Genomic DNA, 18362 nt, shown 5'->3' with positions numbered 1-18362 from the left:
CCAGACGCTTACCCGCCTTGGCTGTTGTCCTTGTCCAAGCGTCCGCTGGGGTAGCGGCGCGGGTTACTTGCTGCCCCTACTGTGCGCCTGATGTCGCGCCGGTAGGGGCGGCCCCTTCAAGGACTTCCAAGCCGACAATTGGTTTCAGCCGCGAACGAGCGGGACGCCTGCATTCCCTTTTGTCACTCTTTCTGATCCAATCACAAGGAACCCCGATGCTAAACGCAATCGACCCTGCTGCGGATCGGCTGGCCATTCAGTCTCTCAAGGCTCGGCTTTCCGACAGTGCAGTTGAGGAATACCTAACTGGCAATGGCCACCGCATTGCCGCAACCCGCTTCCTTCTGGAGGCGCTTCAGCTACCTCTCCCACAATGGGCAGAGCGTGGAGCCAGTGGCCGTAGGGCAGCACAAGCAGCCGCTCTCGACCGGTTCAAGCAAGATTACCCCGACGAAAACTTAACTCGCGATTACGTCCGTAGGGACCGCTGACCGCAATGGCGATTATCCCGCCTCATAGGAGAACATGAACGACAAACCCGCGTTGGTCCCAGCAGGGATCGACCATGACGACCACCTAGCCGCAATGCCATATGCGGAGCGCCTCAAGCATCATCGCAAGGAAATACAGGCGATCCTCCCCCGGCAGGGGACCGAGGGCCTAGACGCCTACGTGGCGAGATACCCAGAGGCGAAGAACGTCCGCGTTCTATCACAGCACAGGGCCTTTCTGAACAAGCCTTCCGGCTATGTCGATGAAGTCAGCAAGCTCGTTTCCCAATGGTTTGCCAGCGCGGAGGCTGTAGGCCAAACCAACGTCGACGACGTGAAGCGACTAAACACCAAGCTGGGCACGAGCTTCCCGACTGCTAACCATTTCAACGCTCGCCTATCGGCAGGGGCACGAAAGAGGATAGCAGACGTGTTCCGCTCGAACGGTGCCCACTACGATCCCGACCGAATGAGCTGCCTCTCCAAGGTCAGGGAAGCCGTCAAGCACGCCAGACAGAATGCGCAGGCAGATCGCGCCGAGTTCGGCTCAATCGGTCATAGAACGGCGACTAGCCTACTGCTGGGTGACCATCGCTTCACCATCGAAAGGAACGGCCAGCGAGAATGTATTCGCCCTCGGATCGACGGGAGCAAGCGCAGGATTTATCTCGATGACATCCTATGGATTGCAGACCTATTAAATGATGAGGGTGTCCTGGGGGTCTCTCCCCTAGCCTTGCGGAGCAAGCTCGTAGAACGGGCCTATTCCGAGAAAATCACCCCGGAACCCCCGCAAAGTACCCCGACTGACAGCCCATCTATTGAGAGACTGGGCCTATCCGAGCGCATCGCCCGCCTTCGCGATGCCTACACACGCGCGCCTGCCAGCGCTGATGGCGATGACCCTCTCGCCAACCCCTAAACCACAAGGACAACATGACATACTTACCAAGCTCGCCTGAAATCGGCGGGCCGACCCTTGCTGCCTATGTTGCAGCAGACCCGCGCCGCCGCGCAATTTTCGATAATATACGTTCCCGATTAGGCCCCGCTGGCAAAGTGGAAGCCCTTGCACGCTACTACATCGTCCGTTGCGAGTTCCGCCGCGAGGTGTTCCGGGAAATCCTGTTAGCTTGCCAATCCCGTCTACCGGGCTGGGCTAGACGAAGCCGAGGCGCTGCGGAGATGAACCGGGAGTTCGTGAAGGAATACCGCGAAGCCTACATCGCATTCCGCCGCGAGAGCCGGGGCAAACCGGGAGGCTCTGCCGATGGCCGATGACATAGTGCAGACCTTAGAACGATCGCTTACGCCCCAGACCGCGATGGCTTTGGCCGAACTGGAGAAGAAAGCCCGTGCGCCCAAGCGCGTCCGCAAGGCCCCCGCCAGAAAGCGCCCCAAGGTAGCTCCTGCCGCCCCGCCTCCGCCACCAATGCATGACGCGCACGTAAAGCTGGGGAAGCTTCTGCTGGACTATCAGCAGATGATGGTGCGGCTCGGCCATGACGCCGTGCCGCTCGCCTTCTTCGCACAGCTGGGGAACACGCCGATCAAAGCGGTTTGCTCGTGCGACCGATGCCATCCTCCTGCCAAAGCGCCGTACATCCCCGCCCCGCATGACCCCAGTGCGCCGCAAGCCACCAGCATGGGCGAAGGCTACAGCAAGCCCGGTATCCGCAGGGCGTGACCCCTGCACTCTACGACCTGAAATCTACGCGCCGACCCGCGCACAAACCCGACAAGGACTACAACAATGATGACTACACTGAACAACGAATTGAACAATCTCTTGAAGCAGCTCCAAGCCGCCCAAACCGATGCAGCCCTATTCGAACGCCTACAGGCTGCCCCCGCACTGGCGGCGAAGCTCGCCGCTGAATATGACCAGTTAGCGGGAGACACAGCGAAGCAAGAAACCGAAAAGCTAGAAGCCGAGCGCGAAGCCCGCTTCGCCAAGATTGGCAATCTCGCGGTCACCGAGCGGGGCGGAGAGGGGGCCGAAAATGGTCTGCTCGGACGCCAGTTTGATATTACTTGGACAGCCCCGAAATACGATTACCAGTCCGGCCAAAACGTCCCGCAGCAGATTAGATGCGACCACTTCCTAAACCTGTACAAATATCACCCGGACGTGTTCGACTATCTCACGACCCGAAAGGGTGATTTGGTCCCCACGGCGATCCGCGATTTGGTACCGGACCGCGCGCCTTACGCTGCGCTCATCGAATATTTCACAAGCTTGCAGCGTGGCTACACGCGTGGGCCGGTGGCAGCATGAACAGCCGCGACCGCGCCAAAGTGAAAGCCGCCTTGGCTGAATTGCGCCAGCTTGGCCACGATCCCGCACAGGTGACTAATATTGCCGGGGCGATGATCCGTAATGGCACCCCCGCCCGGAAGGCATACGACACGGCGTTCAATAAGCTGGTCGAGCGCCAGCCCTCACTTCATGCCACCATGCAGCGGATTGGCCAATTCTTCGAAGCCGCCGACCTCTCAATGGTCGCCCGCTCGAATGTGGCCCTTGATAAGTACATTGCCACCGGAGACACCGCCGCCCTTAAGCCGGTGGCGGAAATGGCCGTCCAGCATTTGCAGACAATGGCGGTCAAGACTGGGGACGCTGGCTTCGCCGATGGGCTGCCGGATATGCCTGCCCCGGCCGCAAGCAAAGGCCGGAGCCGGATTGAGCGTCCAGACCGACCCGGCTGGCCGGAGATTGGTTTCCAGCCTAGCGCGGCGCGTCAGGCCGCTCCCGCACAATCCAATCAAGCCGAATAGCAATATGGGGCCGGGGTAACTCCTGGCCCTACTCATAAGACAAGGACACTATGAGCAAGAATAACCGGGGACACTCTTTCCGAGACCCCATGTACGACGCCGTGGAAGCCAAGCTGGAAAAGGAGCTGGGCCTGCCATCAGGCGGTATCGCTGCTATCCGTACCCGTGGCGAACGATCCAATGCGGATCAGGTCTCGCCTGTAGGTGCCCGTACGGTCTATCAGATCATGCCGAACACCCGCCGCTTGTTCCTCAACAAGTACGGCGTGGATGCCTATAAATCTCCCGAGGATGCCGCTCGAGTGGCTGGCCTGCACCTCAAGGAAAGCATGGACCGCAATGGCGGTGACTGGGCCGCAGCCGTTGGTGAATACCACGGCGGCCCGGATCGCAGTAAGTGGGGCCGGGTCAACAGCGCATACCGAAACCGGGTGCTTGGAGGAAACGCCATGTCATCCGAAGGTGGCTCTGCCGGAGTACCTGCCCTCGCCCCGCGTGTCCCGACCGTAGCAGAGATGCTCGGCAGCACCCCCGAGGACCTGTTCGCAGATACCGAGGATAGTATTCGGGAAGCCAAGCGGGCACCGCGCCCCAAGCTGCCTACCGTAAGCGACCTCGTAACTGCGCAGCTTGCAGAGGGGATGCAGACCACCCCGGTGGACCTGACCCCGGATACCACCGACCAGCAGACAGGCGAACGCCTCGAAGCCGAGCAGACCGAGCTTGATAGCTACGGCCACTGGGATCGCTTCAAGGCGGGGTTCATGGAGAACACCATCCTTGGCGAAATCATCGACAGCCTCGACCGCGAGAGCTTCGACGATGACCCCGAGTTCAACCAGTTCTATCTCAAGAACTGGCAGCAGATCGAAGGCTTCGCCCAGACGGGTGCCGAGGTTGCCCAGATCAGGGACGCCAAGAGCGCCGACCACCTCGCCCAGATACAGCGTGAAATCGAGCAGACCCGTGAGCGTGAGAAGATAATCTCCACGGCGTCCTCGCCTACCCTGCTGGCCATCGGCGCTGGTATCCTCGATCCCGGTGGCTGGGCCGCTGGCCTCGGTGTCGGTAAAGCCGCACAGCTCGCAGGTGTTGGCTCTCGTGCCCTCGCCGTAGCTGGTCGCCCGGTTGCCGCTTTGGCCTCGGGTGCCGTCGAAGGTGCCGTAGGTAACGTGGCAGTGACCGCAGGTATGGATGCCGCTGGCAGCCACATGACCGGCACCGACTACACCATCTCGGGTCTCTCCGGCCTGTTCATCGGCTTCGGCCTCACCGGGGTTACCAACCGGCTCGCACGGAATGACATAGCCCAGCAGCAAGTCGATCAGGCCATCAAGGCCCGCAAGCAATACCGACAGGCTACCGAGGCGAGTGTCCGGGAGCAGCTCGGTGACGCAGCCTCCCCCGAGACCGTGCAGGAAGCCGTCACGGCAAAGATCAGGACCGACTACATGGAAGTCCTCGACTACGCCCTGGCGGACGTGCCCGAGCACCAGAAGGTCATGCTGACCGACGAGCTGCTCATGGAGCGCCCCGACATCGCAGAGCAGGTGAAAGCCGCAGGCGATACGGAGGGTGTGTCAGATACCGTCGAACGCCTCATGGTCGAGGAGACGGTGGCCCGCTCGCAGCGGATCGCAGACGCAAACCCAGTGGACCGCGAGAGCCTCAAGACGATTCTCGCCAAGGTCGGGCAGGAAGCAACCAGCACACGTCTGCTGCTATCCGAAAGCCCCGTGGCTCGTGCCGTGGCGGTCTCCCTTCTGGAGAACCCGCAGGGCGCAGCAGGGCGTCACCGTTCGGCAGCCCTCACCGCCTTCATGCGTGAGCGGGTGTACAATGAGCAGTTCGCCGGGTTCGATGACCTCCACACCCAGTTCCGCCGCCGCAACGGTGTCGGTGCCGTCAAGGACTTCTGGGATGGCCGCAGCCGCAACGAGTTCAACCGCCGCGTCTTTCAGGAAATCGAGCGTCGTGGGAATACGCCCAAGGGCACCCGCTTCGACGAGAACCCCTACGTGGTGGAGGCCGCAGACGCCTTCGAGGCTGGCATGGAAAAGATGCGCCTCGAACAGCAGAAGGCCGGGACCATCGGCAATGCCCGTCTGGGCGACAACAGCGTAGGCTACGTGCCTCACAGACTTGACCCCCGTAAGGTTGCCTCTCTCAACGCGAAGCAGATGCAGAGCGTCCGCAATGTGCTCTCTGCACAGTTCCAGCGGATCGAGGGTTTCGACGCAGCGTTCTCCGACCAGCTTGCCGCAAGGTATCTGGAGCGTGGGATCGACGCAGCCAATGGCATGTATCAGGTGCCATTCAATCTGCACTCGCCGGAGGCCGGTCAGATCGTCAAGGATGCCCTCGAAGCGATGAAGCTGGACCCCAGCGAAGTCGAGAAGATCATGGGCAAGTTCTCCCGTGGCGGTGCCGGTCACACCAAGAGCCGCTTGAAGCTCGACCTCATGGAGGACATCGGGGACGGCAAGCAGCTCATGGACCTGTTCGTCACAGACATCCCCTCCCTGTACCGCAGCTATGCGCGCCGGGTCGCCGGGGAAGTCTCGCTGGCGCAGTACGGCGTCATGGGCAAGAAGGGTCTGGACATACTCAAGAAGGCGATGATCGCCAGCGATGCCAGCCCGCAGGAGGTCAAGGCGTTCGACCAGATCGCGGCCGAGTTCCTCAACACCCCGTTCGGTGAAGCCAACTGGCGGAACATGGACAACCTCCGCCTTGCCACCAGTGCTTCGCGCTTGGGCGGCATGGCGTTCACCCAGCTTGCGGAGTTCGGCAACGCCATCCCTTCGCTGGGGGTATCCGCCGCGCTTCGCAGCGTCGGCAACCTCCCCCGCATGATGAAGGAAGTCCGGGAAATCGCAGCCGGTCACGGTACCCCCAACGAGGTTCTCAAGAGCCTCGATCAGATGGGTGGCGGTGTCGGCATGGACGACTACTGGATGACCCGCATGTTCGACGTTAGGGACAACGAGGTTGAGCTGTACAATGGCTCTGACCTCGGGATCGTCACCCGCGCAGTTCGGGCCGGTGCCCACGCCAACATGATTATGTCCGGCCACCGAAACATCCTCGCAGCGCAGACCCGCCTCATGTCAGAGGAAGTTCTCCGCAAGGCTATCCGCTTCGCCAAGTCCGGCGAAGCAGACACCGCCTTGGACGATATGGGGATCAGCGCGGCGCTACGAGGCAAGCTCCAAAAGGACATGGATCGCATCGCCACCTTCGACGCCAAGGGCAATCTTACGGGTCTCGACCTGTTCAAAGGGAGTGCCTTGAAGCCCGAAGATGTCAACGAGCTGGTGCAGGCTGTGGAACGCGGCTCTGCCCAGATCATCCAGCGGACCTTCACCGGGGAAACCGGGCAATGGGCGCACGATGGCTTTCTCAAGCTGCTGCTCCAGTTCCGTACTTTCTCGGTTACATCCGTGGAGAAGCAGTGGGGGCGCAACATGCGCAACCACGGTGCGGTCAAATCCTTCACCTACCTCATGGCGGCAATGTCGTTCGCCCTCCCGATCCACCTTGCCCGGATGCAAGCCAAGATGACCAGCATGTCGGATCGCAAGCGTGAGGACTACTGGGAGAAAAATGGCAGCCCCTTGGCCCTCACCCGTGCGACAATGAACTACGCCTCATCGGCGGGTTTGGCGGGCGACATCTTGGACCTAGGTGTCGGCATGGCTACCGGCTGGATTGATCCTTTGGACGAGGCGCTGGGCGACACCTACGGGCACCGTGCAGGCGGCGATACCCGTTTGCTGGGCGGCGTAGCGGCACCGGGAGCAGGCCTTGCGCAGGATTTGTATAGCGGTACATTCGGCGGTGACCCCGATAGGTTGCTCCGTGCCCTCCCCGGCAGCAACCTTCCTTACGTCGCTCCCTTGGTCAGCACCCTTGCCGACCTTGGGGACGATTAGGTCATTTTGATGCGGCCCTCTGGGCGGTCCCTTCGCGGGGCTGCTTGGGGGCCGTTTTTTTTTTCGCGCTAGTCCAGACGCCGATATGGCGATGTGTAGGTAACGCAATCTGTGCCATCAGCTAGCTGGAGCTGGGGGTGCGCCGCGACAAAGGCACGGGCGTCCTCGACGGCGACAAAGTGGATGGCGAAGGCATTCCACAGGACAGTTTCGGTAGGATGGACCGCGTAGCGACCCCTGCCGACTTCGCTTTCCAGCCATTTGTACATGTCCGGCGCAACGCCGATGGTGCCGAGCGGAGGCACCGAAAACTTCACCCGAATTGGAAAGGCGCGTTCATCGAGCTTGCGTTGTGGGGGACTACGGCGGACCATCCCGTGCATTTGGAACAGGACGGGAACATTGGCAAGGCTATAGCAGCCAAGCCAATACGCATAACCCCACGCTGACCGGAACTGCCACGGCCCAGAGAAGGAACTCCACCCGTATTCCGGGACCATCCCCGCGATCCTCGGCGTCCGACCACTCACCCTTCATTCGCAAGTTCCTTTCGTTCGAGATGAGCGAGGCTCAATCCGGGGTATGTGATCTTGGCCAACGCCTCTGCTTTATGGCGGATTGAAAGGCCGCTGCCATAATTATCGCCCGATCCCGGCTCTTTCCTTCTGGCCAAGGCCAATGCGGTACGAGTGGCAATCTCCGCCGCCCGGAGCCGGTCCTCAAAGTTGTGCCGGAAAGAGTGCATACCGAGCTTCCTCCCTTCCAAGCCAAGTGCGCGAACATGGGAGCTAAAACGCTCGCCCAGTTTAGCCCCATGCTGCCCCCTGTTGCTAGGTTTACCATCGGGGAACAGGCCCACTTCGCCTGCCTTCCGTTGATCCTCGACGAAATTCATGAAGCCGAGCCGCAACAGCTCCGGGTGGATTGGCAGCTCCGCTCTCGCCTCCGGCGTTTTAATCGTCCGGCCTGCGTATTCGCGGACATGCAAAACAGGCTGGCCCTCGACCTCATATACGTCCTCGACACGGAGGCCGGACGCCTCGCCATTTCGCAGTCCGTGAAACAGGCAGATTAGCGGCACCCAGTACGCGCCTGGACGATCCCGGCTTTTCGCCCAAGGGTCGTTCCAAGGGGCCGCCGAGAATAAGGTGGAGAGCTGCGCAGTGGTGAAAGGATCACGCCGGTCCCTATCGGCCACAGGATCGGCCACCGTCAGACCGGTGAAGGGATTGCCTGTGACGAGCTGCTCCCGCGCTGCCCAGTTCCATATGGACGCGATATGCAGCAGATACCCATCATTGATCGTCTTAGGTCCAAGAGTGGGAAAGCCATGGACAACGTTCTTTTCAACGGCCTCGGGCACCGTAAGCCCGCGCAGCTCCTTCCGCTTGCCAATCTGTGTGGGGACCTTTTGAAGCAACGCCACTAAGTCGCGGGCTTCCTGCCGGGTGATACTGCCTGCTGCTCTATCGGGGTACATGTCGCGCAAAAGGCGGAAAACCGGCACGAGGGCTTTGCGGGTGGACGCGGACCATGCAGGGGATTTGTCAGCTTCATAGGCCAAGAGGATACTCTCAAGGCTACCCTCTGTCCCAGCATTAGGAAGGGGTCGGCCCAAGTCTTTCGCCAGTGCGGCATTCGCCTCGCGCTGGCCCTGCGCTGCCTTTCGAAGCTCCGCTATCTCCGCGTCGCGTTCTCTCACAATATCAGCCCATGCCGCCTCTTGCGGGTCAAGCTCGGCGGTGCTCATTTCCAAGCGCAAGCGACGTTCAATGCGATAGTCCCGGCGAGCCTGTCTCCGGGCCTCCGATGCAGCAAGAGCCGCTTCCGCAGCTTCCCGCTCCTCGCGCTGCCGGTCAGTTTCTTCTCCGTGTTGCGGGATATACACGGCCAACTGCGCGGCGCGCTCTGCCTCATATAAGTCGGCGGCGTCGGTCATCCGTAGAATCGCCTCCCGCCGATCCTTTGTGCGCAGTGATTTATTCCATTCCCGCTTAGGCGATCCCGAAGAACCGCGCCAAAACACCTGATCCTCAGCAGTGATCGGGCGGCGATAATAGTACACGCCGTGGCTGTTTTTGGTGAGGTACATCGGGTCGTCCTTCATGCTACGATTGTAGCACCCAATTGGACAAAACCCACTGATTTCTGCGGTTTTCTTGGCCTTACAACGCCTTAGAAGGCGGTGGTGGACAGGGCTGGATTCGAACCAGCGTACGCTTGCGCGGGCAGATTTACAGTCTGCTGCCTTTAACCACTCGGCCACCTGTCCACACGGGCCATTTCATCGAAGAAATCGTGAGATCGCGTGGCGATCCCGTGCCGAGAGGCGCCCCTTTGGCGAAGCGGCGCTTGCCTGTCAATGCCCCCACTGGCACAGGCCGCAGCCAATGTTGCAGACAGGACGGATTTGATGGCTAAGGGTGAACGCAAGCGGGCTTTGCGAGGCCGCGCAGGACGCATGCAGGGCGGACGAGGCAGTGGCCGCGCGAGTAGTGGACAGGTTCGCCTGTGGGGCCGCCATGCGGTCGAAGCTGCGCTCAAGAACCCCAACCGGGTTCACCGCAAACTATGGGCCACGCGCGAAGCCATCGAATCGCTTGATGGTGAATTGCCAGAAGACTTCCCGCTGGAATATGCCGATGTGCAGGATCTGGCGCGGCTTGTTGCAAAGGATGCGCCGCACCAGGGGCTGGTTCTCGAATGCGCGCCGCTGGAAGATATCCATCTCGATGAAGTTCTGAGCGGCGATGCCGACCGGCCCATCGTCGTCCTCGATCAAGTGACCGACCCGCATAACGTCGGCGCGATCATGCGATCGGCAGCGGCTTTCGGCGCTGCTGCCCTGGTGACGCAGGATCGCAACGCCCCACCCGAAGGCGGCGTCATCGGCAAGGCGGCTTCGGGTGCCCTGGAAATCCTGCCGTGGGTGCGCGTAGTCAACCTGGCGCGAGCGCTGGAGCAGATGGCGGAAGCAGGATACTGGCGCATAGGGCTGACAGGGGCCACCGAAACAACGCTCGCCGAAGCTCTTCCCGCAGGTCCGGTAGCCATCGTGCTTGGGGCCGAGGGCGAAGGAATGCGGCAGAATATCGAATCGCATTGCGATGCCCTCGCCCGTCTGCCCATTGGCGAAGAGATCGAGAGCCTCAACGTTTCCAACGCCGGTGCGATCGCGCTCTACGCCATCGCGACGCGGTGATCTCTGTGTAGGGAAAACGAAAACGCCGCGCTTTCCGACCGGGAAAGCGCGGCGAGTATCGAACCGGCTGCGTTCTGCAATATGCGGGGGCGAACCGGAAAATTCCGATTTAATTGACGGAATCCTTCAGGCCCTTGCCAGCCTTGAACTTGGGCTGGTTGGACGCCTTGATCGTCATGGGCTCACCCGTACGCGGGTTACGGCCGGTCGAAGCCTTGCGCTTGGCGACCGAGAACGTGCCGAAGCCGACCAGGCGCACTTCGTCACCGCTCGACAGGGCCTTGGTGATAGCGTCGAAAACGCCTTCGACGGCACTCGACGCATCGTTCTTCGAAAGACCGCTGGAATCGGCAACTGCGCTGATCAGGTCGTTCTTGTTCATTAGAGAAACCCCCTAGTTTTTATCATCAAATCAATTCGGCTGAATCGCCTCGGCGAAGGCGAACGAATTGAGAGTTTTTTCGGACCTCTGTCAAAGGCATTCTCGGCCAAAATCGGCGGTTTACGGGGTCGGAGACGGGAAAATTGAGATAAAGCGACCCGCGATCCGCCGATGCTGCACTGCACACACCGAAATTAGCGCGCAGCGTAGGTCGCCAAAGCTCCCGATTCGGTCGCTCAGGTTCGGCCTACTTAATGGGCAGTCGGCGATGGCGCCCGCAGCGTGTGATCGGGTTGGCTCGCCAAATCATCCGCTTCGGTCCACTCGATCGGCTCGGGCACGCTGCACAGTGCATGCGCCAGCACCTCGTCGACATGGGAAACAGGGACGATTTCCAGGCCATCTTTCACATTGCCCGGGATTTCCGCGAGATCCTTCACGTTTTCTTCCGGTATCAGAACTTTCTTGATTCCGCCGCGTAGCGCCGCGAGCAGCTTTTCCTTCAGCCCGCCGATCGCCAGCACACGCCCACGCAGCGTAACCTCGCCCGTCATCGCGACATCTGGACGGACGGGAATACCCGAAAGCGTCGAGACGATCGATGTCACCATACCGACACCCGCGCTGGGCCCGTCCTTGGGAACGGCGCCTTCAGGCAAGTGAATATGGATGTTGCGGCGATGGAACAGGCTCGGCTTGATACCGTAATGCGGCGCACGCGCCTTCACGAAGCTGAAGGCGGCGGCAACGCTTTCATTCATCACTTCGCCGAGTTTGCCGGTCGTTTTGATGTCGCCCTTCCCCGGCGTAGTGACACTTTCGATGGTCAGCAATTCGCCGCCCACTTCGGTCCATGCCAGTCCGGTGACCGCACCGACCTGCGGCTCTTCCTCGCCCATGCCGTGCTTGAACTTGCGTACGCCGGCGAACTCACTCAGGTTTTCAGGCGTGATGGTGACGCTTTCGACCTGCTTCTCGAGAATCTTGCGCAGCGATTTGCGGGCCAGTCGAGCAAGTTCACGCTCGAGCGTACGGACGCCCGCTTCACGCGTATAATACCGGATCAGATCGCGCAGACCATCTTCGGTCAGTTCGAACTCGCCCTTTTTAAGGCCGTGTTCGCCGATCTGCTTGGGCAAAAGGTGACGCTTGGCGATCTCGACCTTTTCGTCTTCCGTATACCCTTCGAGCCGGATGATCTCCATTCGGTCGAGCAGCGGTTGCGGCAGATTGAGACTGTTCGCCGTGGTGACGAACATGATGTCCGACAAGTCGAGATCGAGCTCGAGATAGTGGTCCTGAAACTTGTTGTTCTGTTCCGGATCCAGCACTTCGAGAAGGGCCGATGCCGGATCGCCGCGGAAATCCTGGCCCAGCTTGTCGATCTCGTCGAGCAGGAACAGCGGGTTGATCTTGCCGGCCTTCTTTAGATTGCTGACAATCTTGCCCGGAAGCGACCCGATATAGGTACGGCGATGACCCCGGATTTCGGCTTCGTCGCGTACCCCGCCAAGCGACTGACGTACGAACTCACGGCCCGTCGCCTTCGCGATGCTTTTGCCGAGCGAAGTCTTACCCACACCTGGCGGGCCGACGAGGCAGAGGATCGGGCCCTTCAACTTGCGTGTACGGGCCTGGACGGCGAGATATTCGACGATACGATCCTTGACCTTTTCAAGCCCATAATGATCCGCATCGAGCACTTCCTGCGCCTTGCCGATGTCCTTCTTGACCTTGCTCTTCTTGCCCCAGGGCAGACCCAGAAGGACGTCGAGGTAGTTTCGGATGACGGTCGCTTCGGCGCTCATCGGCTGCATGGCCTTGAGCTTCTTCAGTTCGCCTTCGGCCTTCTCGCGCGCTTCCTTGCTGAGTTTGGTCTTGGCAATCTTTTCGGTCAGTTCGGCAATCTCGTTGCTGCCGTCTTCGTCACCGCCGAGCTCGTTCTGGATCGCTTTCAGCTGTTCGTTGAGATAATATTCGCGCTGCGTACGCTCCATCTGCCGCTTTACACGGCCACGAATGCGCCGTTCCACCTGCAGCACGGAAAGCTCGCCTTCCATGTAGGACATCACCATTTCCAGCCGCTTGAGCGGGTCCTTTTCGACCAGTAGCGCCTGCTTGTCCGAAACCTTCGCGGAAATCGCAGCGGCGATCGAATCGGCCAGTTCACTGGCATCGTCGATGTCACTCAATTGCTCGGCGGCTTCTTCGCCAAGTTTCTTGTTGAGCTTCGCATATTCGCCAAACTGTTCGACGACCTGCCGCATCATGGCGGTCACTTCACTGCCGGATGCCGTTACCTCGTCCTGCGAGGAAACTGTGGCTTCGACATGCTCACCGCGCTGTGCAAGCTGTTCGAGCGTTGCGCGCGACGTACCCTGGACCAGCACGCGGACGGTGCCGTCGGGGAGCTTCAGCAACTGCAGAACCTGCGCGATCACGCCGACGTCAAACAGATCATCTCGTTCGGGGTCGTCGCAACCCGGATCGAGTTGAGCGAGCAGGAAGATGTCCTTGCTGCCTTCCATTGCCGCTTCGAGGGCTGCGACCGATTTGTCGCGTCCGACAAACAGAGGCACCACCATTCCGGGAAATACCACGATGTCGCGCAAGGGGAGGAGGGGGAAGGTCTGGGTCATCAATCAATTCCATTCGGGGCCGGTAAGGCCGTTCGCTCGGAATATGGTGAGACCAGTCGCGCTCCGCAACGTCGCGCGCCAAAGTCATGTGGATGAGATGGATTAGCGCCTGACCGCGTCGGAGTGACAAAACCGCGTGTGACCGAGAAGAAATTGCCATTGCCCAGCCTCGCGCGAGACAGGATTCAGGCTGGACCTCAGAAGGTGATGCTGACGGTCACGATATCCTCGTAAACACCGGGAGTCAGGTTGGCCGGTACGGACGCGATCCGGCCATAGGCGGTCATGCTGCCCCTGCCCCGCCTCCAGGCGATGCCCAGCGGAGCATTTCCCGAACCGCTGCCCCAGGTTTGCGTGCGGGCGGTATTGCGGAAGATGCCATAGGGAATGAAATCCCCGGAGCCGTTGCGCATGCGACGCTGAGTGCCATTGGCATTGCTACCGCGGTCCATATCGACGCGAAACAGGGCAAGACGGGTGCATTCGATGTCGATCTGCGTCGTGCTGTCTACCGGCCCTGCCCCGGCGCCTGCGCTGATATCGAAAGCCATTTCCGCGGTAAGAACCGTGCAGCCATCGATCACTTCGACAGTCGGGGTAAGCGTTGCCTGCGCATGAGCGACCGCCGGAAGGCAGACGGCGCCGAGCGCCCACAGCAACGATCCGGAACGAAAAGAAACCACCAGCACCCCTCTGGAAATCGAGAGAACGTCTCTAGGACAACTCGGCTAAATATCGGTTAATTCGGAAGGCGCTCCGCCGTGTCGCAGCGCCTCACACCCGCGCCTAGAACGTGATAGTGACCGTGAGTTGATCGGTATACCGGCCCTTTGGGGTGGAGGGGGTGATGCCGGACAAACGTCCATAAGCTTCGAAGTCCTCATTGCCGATACCGAGCAGTATCACCCCGGTGCGGCTCTCGCTGTTTCGCTGACCCCAGCGCTGCGTGCGGTTGTTATTGCGATAGACTTCGTAAGGAAGGTAGTCGTTGGAAGCGTTTTTGATCCGCCTCTGCTCGCCCGACGCATTCTGCCCCCAGTCCATGGTCAGGCGAAAGAACGTGAGCAGGCCCGCGCAGGACACCGAAACGGTGGCGTTCGTGTCGACGCGGGTCACATTCTTCGTATCGAGAACCCCGAATGCCATATCCGTCGTCGACACGGAGCATCGCCCCTCGACCTGCGCGCCGACCTGCATCTGCGATCCATTAGGCGCTGCGGCGGCGGACGAGGAAAGACCGGTGAGCGCGCACGCGCCCGCCAGTGCCGAACAAGTAGTCCTGATCCCCGTTTTGCCCACGCCGTCTTCCCGTCGATTCGTCCGGGAAGATTAGGCGACACCTTTTGAAAAATACCTAAGCGGTCGTTACCACAAAATTAGGCATAAACGCCGCTTTGGTGGGCAAAGCCGGGATTACATACCCGGCAATTTGAAGCCTGCCGGCAAGCCAACGCCCTGCTGGATCTTGTCCATTTCTTCGGCAGATACGCGATCAGCGCGGTCGCGGGCATCGTTGAAAGCCGCTGTCACGAGATCTTCGACCATCTGCTTTTCTTCCGGCTTCATCAGGCTATCGTCGATCGAGACGCCGAGAATGCGACCACGCGCCGTGGCGCGGACTTTGACGAGACCGCCACCGGCCGCGCCTTCGACCTCGATATCGTCAAGCTTGGCCTGGGCATCGCCCATCTGCTTCTGGATCGTTTCAGCAGCCTTCTGGGCCTGCGCGAGCATTTCTTCCATGTTCATGCGTTTCTACTCCAGGGTATTTCGCGGCGCTGGGGAGCTGCGCCGCCATCATCGATCAGTTCTGCCTGCGGGAAGGCGTCGAAGGCCGCTTTGACCAGCGGGTGATTGCGCATCGCGGCTACTGCGGCATCGCGCTCGCTGACTTGTACTTCGACGAGCGAAGGAGCCCCGGCTCCCCCGGCGACCTCTTCCACGGTCCAGCGTTTCCCGGTGTGGCGGTGTAGCGCTTCTTTCAGCACCGGGATGACATCATCCGAGAATTTCGCATCTCTGCCGAAGCGGAGGACGCCGTCTGCCAGTTCCACTACGCGCACCTGCAGGCGCATGATGCTGGCTTCCTGCATCAGCCCTGATGCATCGATCGCATCGACCAGTTCCTGCCAATCCAGCGAAGCCTGCGGCGCTTCTGCAACCGCACTTCCCTCATCCGCAGCTTGCCTGACGGGGCCGGCTTCAGCCAGTGTTTCGATCTTCTTCGCCAGCTTGCCGGGATCGGGCATCTGGCCTGCATGGAGCGTGCGTAGAAGCGCCATGCGCAGTGCGATCAGGGGATCGGGCGCGAGGCGAATTTCATCGTGGCCCTTGAGCAGCAACTGCCATAGGCGATGCAACTGACCCGCCGGGAGCCGCGCAGCCCAGCCCGCCAATTGTTCGCGCTCATCGGGACTGACACCTTCGGGCTCGGTGCCCGAAACCTGCGCCACGGTGATCCGGTGGGCGAGATCCATCTGGGCGCGCATGAGGGCGAGCGGTTCGACGCCGAGGGCATATTGCTCGTCGATCGCGGCCAGCAGCTCGCGGCCCTGGCCTTCGAGAATGTGCCCGAAAAGGCGGCGCTGTGCGCCCTTGTCGGCAAGGCCGAGCATGTCGCGCACGCGGGCGGCAGTTACCTTGCCTTCGGTGTCGAGATCGGCGTGGGCAATGGCCTGGTCGAGGATCGAGAGACCATCGCGAACCGAACCTTCGGCGGCGTTGGCCACGATGTGCAAAGCCTCCGCATCGGCTTCGACGCCTTCCTTGGCGCAGATGTCGGCAAAGTGGCTTTCGAGCAGTTCGACGGGAATGCGGCGCAAGTCGAAACGCTGTGTCCGACTGAGCACCGTGACCGGCAGCTTTTCCACCTCGGTCGTGGCAAAGAGGAACTTCACATGGGCAGGCGGTTCCTCAAGTGTCTTCAACAACGCATTGAAAGCATTGCGGGACAGCATGTGAACTTCGTCGATAATGTAGATCTTGTAGCGCGCCGAAACGGCGGCGTAGCGCACCGCTTCGATGATCTCGCGCACGTCATCGACGCCGGTATGGCTGGCGGCGTCCATTTCGATGACGTCGATGTGGCGGCCTTCGGCGATGGCACGGCAGGGTTCGCATACGCCGCAGGGGCTGATCGTGGGACCGCCGTTTCCATCGGGCCCGATACAGTTCAGAGCCTTGGCGATGAGGCGCGCGGTGGAGGTCTTCCCCACCCCGCGAACGCCGGTCATCAGGAAGGCGTGAGCGAGCCGATCACGGGCGATTGCATTGGCCAGCGTACGCACCATCGCTTCCTGACCGATGAGTTCGGCGAAGGTCTGCGGACGGTATTTACGGGCCAGAACGCGGTAGGGCTGAGCCGGCTGCCGAACAGTGGAGGCATGTGGATCATACGTATGATCGGCCGGCGCAGGCGTCTGTTCGGCGCCGAACATGGCTTCCTGTCCGGCTTCCTCGAGTTCGGCAGCGCTCGGCGCGTCGGGAGCGTCCGCTTCGCTCTCCCAAGGAAGGCCATCTGGATTGTCCGGTGAATCACCCATGTTGGAACAGGTAGGGACTGACGGCAGGAATGTCATGCCATCACAGTCACGAAATGTGGGTGAAAAAGGAGCCGGCCGACCCGCCGCAATCCACCTGGGCTGCTTCCTTCCGGATCTGACCCGGTGAGCGAACGCAAACGTCCGACCGACTCCCGGCGCGCCATATGGCCGGATGTCAGAGGAGTTTCAAGCTCCCATCTGCTGTAACCAGTCGGCAATGGCGCGGGCCGCCTCTGCCAGACGGGCTTCGGCATCGGATGCGGAGCCATCCGCGCGGTCGAGATAGGCAGCGAGGATGTAGCGCGAGCCATCTGGCGTTTCGAACATGGCGATATCGTTCACTTCGCCCTGAACGCCGGTCCCGCAGGTGCCGGTCTTGTCTCCGGCGCGCCATTCACCGGGCAGGCCGGCGCGAAGGCGGTTCATCCCCGTCGTCGTTTCCACGAGCCATTCCTGCAGCAGGGCACGGTCGGCCTGCACGAGCCGGTCACCCCACAAAAGCGTGCCGACGAGGTCCGCATGCGCTGTGGGCGTTGTGGTATCGCGCGGATCGCCCCGCGCGTTTTCGTTGAGCGCGGGCTCGTTCCGGTCGAGACGGGTCGTTTCGTCCCCCATGGAGCGCAGCCAGCGGGTAAATCCGTCCGGCCCGCCTACCTCTGCCAGAAGCAGATTGGCCGCCGTGTTGTCGCTGAGGGTGACGGCGTGATGTGCCGCTTCCAGCCCGCTCATCCAGCCGAATGATGCGCGCTCTTTCGCGTAGGGCGCATAGCTGAGAATGTCCCCTGCCCCGAAGTGGAGGCGCTTTTCGCGCAGGCCCGGCGTATCCAGCGTCAGCGCCGCAAGGGCGAGCTTGAAAGTCGAGCACATGGCGAAACGTTCGTCACCGCGATAGGCGTAAACGAGGCCCTTGTCCGGCGAATGCAATGCAAGGCCCAGCCGACCGCCGGACGCCGTTTCGATTTCGGAAATCCGCGCCGCAAGATCCTGCTGCGCGGCAGATGTTCCGGGTTTGCCCCGTTCAGGCGAACCCTGGGAATTGACGCTGCAGGCTGCCGTTGCAAGCAGCAGGGGGAGGAAAAGTGCCCTCACCCGCAAGGATCAGCGAAAATTGTCGGCGTAGGCCTGAAGCTTGAGACTTTTGGGCGGCGTAGCGTGAACGCGCGCGGCGATGCCGTATTTCCCGGCGTAGGCTTTCGCTTCGTCCTTGCTCGGGAAAGTAAGCTGCACCTGTGCCTGCGTGTCGCTGCTGCCGGTCCACCCCATCAGCGGATCCGCCCGACGCGCTTCGGACTGCTCGAATTCGAGCACCCATTCATCGGTGCGGGCCCGGCCCGATTGCATGGCGTTCTTCGGTCGCTGGTAGATTCTCGCGGTCATGGACTAACCCTGT

General features: G+C 61.1%; 17 protein-coding genes, 1 tRNA gene and 1 other RNA gene. 7 read left to right on the top strand and 12 right to left on the bottom strand.

Annotation, left to right across the window (positions count from 1 at the left end; genetic code table 11):
• Nucleotides 1-215 precede the first annotated feature (215 nt).
• The 6 genes from K3177_RS10005 to K3177_RS09980 all read left to right on the top strand — a co-directional run bounded on the left by K3177_RS10005 (nucleotide 216) and on the right by K3177_RS09980 (nucleotide 7207).
• A complete protein-coding gene (locus K3177_RS10005) occupies nucleotides 216-491 on the top strand; it encodes a hypothetical protein (RefSeq protein ID WP_221598160.1) in 276 nt (91 codons plus the stop codon).
• 34 nt (nucleotides 492-525) lie between these two features.
• Nucleotides 526-1413, top strand: a complete 888-nt coding sequence (locus tag K3177_RS10000; protein ID WP_221598159.1) for a hypothetical protein — start codon at nucleotides 526-528, stop codon at nucleotides 1411-1413.
• Between the two features lie 348 nt (nucleotides 1414-1761).
• Nucleotides 1762-2178, top strand: a complete 417-nt coding sequence (locus K3177_RS09995; RefSeq protein ID WP_221598158.1) for a hypothetical protein — start codon at nucleotides 1762-1764, stop codon at nucleotides 2176-2178.
• Between the two features lie 66 nt (nucleotides 2179-2244).
• Nucleotides 2245-2769, top strand: coding sequence for a hypothetical protein (locus K3177_RS09990; RefSeq protein WP_221598157.1), 525 nt, complete (start codon nucleotides 2245-2247; stop codon nucleotides 2767-2769).
• On the top strand, nucleotides 2766-3272 hold the full coding sequence (locus K3177_RS09985) for a hypothetical protein (protein WP_221598156.1): 507 nt from the start codon (nucleotides 2766-2768) through the stop codon (nucleotides 3270-3272). The genes K3177_RS09990 and K3177_RS09985 overlap by 4 nt, the downstream gene beginning before the upstream one ends.
• An 89-nt stretch (nucleotides 3273-3361) precedes the next feature.
• Nucleotides 3362-7207 (top strand): transglycosylase SLT domain-containing protein, encoded by a 3846-nt coding sequence (locus tag K3177_RS09980; RefSeq protein ID WP_221598155.1) that lies wholly within the window; start codon nucleotides 3362-3364, stop codon nucleotides 7205-7207.
• Between the two features lie 68 nt (nucleotides 7208-7275).
• On the opposite strand, the gene K3177_RS09975 is transcribed toward K3177_RS09980, so the two are convergent.
• The 3 genes from K3177_RS09975 to K3177_RS09965 form a co-directional block, all read right to left on the bottom strand.
• Nucleotides 7276-7581: a hypothetical protein gene (locus K3177_RS09975; protein ID WP_221598154.1), complete on the bottom strand. Its 306-nt coding sequence runs from the start codon at nucleotides 7579-7581 to the stop codon at nucleotides 7276-7278.
• Nucleotides 7582-7733: 152 nt separating this feature from the next.
• The gene (locus K3177_RS09970) at nucleotides 7734-9314 is read right to left on the bottom strand and encodes a site-specific integrase (RefSeq protein WP_221598153.1); all 1581 of its coding nucleotides are present in this window, start codon (nucleotides 9312-9314) and stop codon (nucleotides 7734-7736) included.
• A 79-nt stretch (nucleotides 9315-9393) separates the two neighbouring features.
• Nucleotides 9394-9479: transfer RNA gene (locus K3177_RS09965), tRNA-Tyr, on the bottom strand.
• Between the two features lie 141 nt (nucleotides 9480-9620).
• Here K3177_RS09965 and rlmB point away from each other — a divergent pair.
• A complete protein-coding gene (gene rlmB / locus K3177_RS09960) occupies nucleotides 9621-10409 on the top strand; it encodes a 23S rRNA (guanosine(2251)-2'-O)-methyltransferase RlmB (RefSeq protein ID WP_103025291.1) in 789 nt (262 codons plus the stop codon).
• Nucleotides 10410-10518: 109 nt separating this feature from the next.
• On the opposite strand, the gene K3177_RS09955 is transcribed toward rlmB, so the two are convergent.
• The 9 genes from K3177_RS09955 to K3177_RS09915 form a co-directional block, all read right to left on the bottom strand.
• The gene (locus K3177_RS09955) at nucleotides 10519-10791 is read right to left on the bottom strand and encodes an HU family DNA-binding protein (protein ID WP_103025290.1); all 273 of its coding nucleotides are present in this window, start codon (nucleotides 10789-10791) and stop codon (nucleotides 10519-10521) included.
• Nucleotides 10792-11042: 251 nt separating this feature from the next.
• Nucleotides 11043-13430: an endopeptidase La gene (gene lon / locus K3177_RS09950; RefSeq protein WP_221598152.1), complete on the bottom strand. Its 2388-nt coding sequence runs from the start codon at nucleotides 13428-13430 to the stop codon at nucleotides 11043-11045.
• Nucleotides 13431-13627: 197 nt separating this feature from the next.
• The gene (locus K3177_RS09945; RefSeq protein WP_221598151.1) at nucleotides 13628-14113 is read right to left on the bottom strand and encodes a Csu type fimbrial protein; all 486 of its coding nucleotides are present in this window, start codon (nucleotides 14111-14113) and stop codon (nucleotides 13628-13630) included.
• A 103-nt stretch (nucleotides 14114-14216) separates the two neighbouring features.
• Nucleotides 14217-14627: a Csu type fimbrial protein gene (locus tag K3177_RS09940; RefSeq protein WP_103025287.1), complete on the bottom strand. Its 411-nt coding sequence runs from the start codon at nucleotides 14625-14627 to the stop codon at nucleotides 14217-14219.
• Between the two features lie 216 nt (nucleotides 14628-14843).
• Nucleotides 14844-15179 (bottom strand): YbaB/EbfC family nucleoid-associated protein, encoded by a 336-nt coding sequence (locus K3177_RS09935; protein ID WP_103025286.1) that lies wholly within the window; start codon nucleotides 15177-15179, stop codon nucleotides 14844-14846.
• The gene (locus K3177_RS09930) at nucleotides 15176-16972 is read right to left on the bottom strand and encodes a DNA polymerase III subunit gamma/tau (protein WP_221598150.1); all 1797 of its coding nucleotides are present in this window, start codon (nucleotides 16970-16972) and stop codon (nucleotides 15176-15178) included. Before K3177_RS09930 ends, K3177_RS09935 begins: the two co-directional genes overlap by 4 nt.
• A 61-nt stretch (nucleotides 16973-17033) precedes the next feature.
• Nucleotides 17034-17128, bottom strand: an RNA gene (gene ffs, locus K3177_RS09925) — signal recognition particle sRNA small type.
• Nucleotides 17129-17158: 30 nt separating this feature from the next.
• Nucleotides 17159-18061 carry a class A beta-lactamase gene (gene bla, locus K3177_RS09920; RefSeq protein WP_221598149.1) on the bottom strand — a complete coding sequence of 301 codons (903 nt, stop codon included), beginning with the start codon at nucleotides 18059-18061 and terminating at the stop codon, nucleotides 17159-17161.
• A 9-nt stretch (nucleotides 18062-18070) separates the two neighbouring features.
• On the bottom strand, nucleotides 18071-18349 hold the full coding sequence (locus K3177_RS09915) for an ETC complex I subunit (RefSeq protein WP_103025283.1): 279 nt from the start codon (nucleotides 18347-18349) through the stop codon (nucleotides 18071-18073).
• Between the last annotated feature and the right edge of the window lie 13 nt (nucleotides 18350-18362).

It is taken from the genome of Qipengyuania pacifica, assembly GCF_019711555.1.
Taxonomy (GTDB): Bacteria; Pseudomonadota; Alphaproteobacteria; order Sphingomonadales; family Sphingomonadaceae; genus Qipengyuania; species Qipengyuania pacifica.
This window is presented reverse-complemented; position numbering and strand designations above follow the sequence as displayed.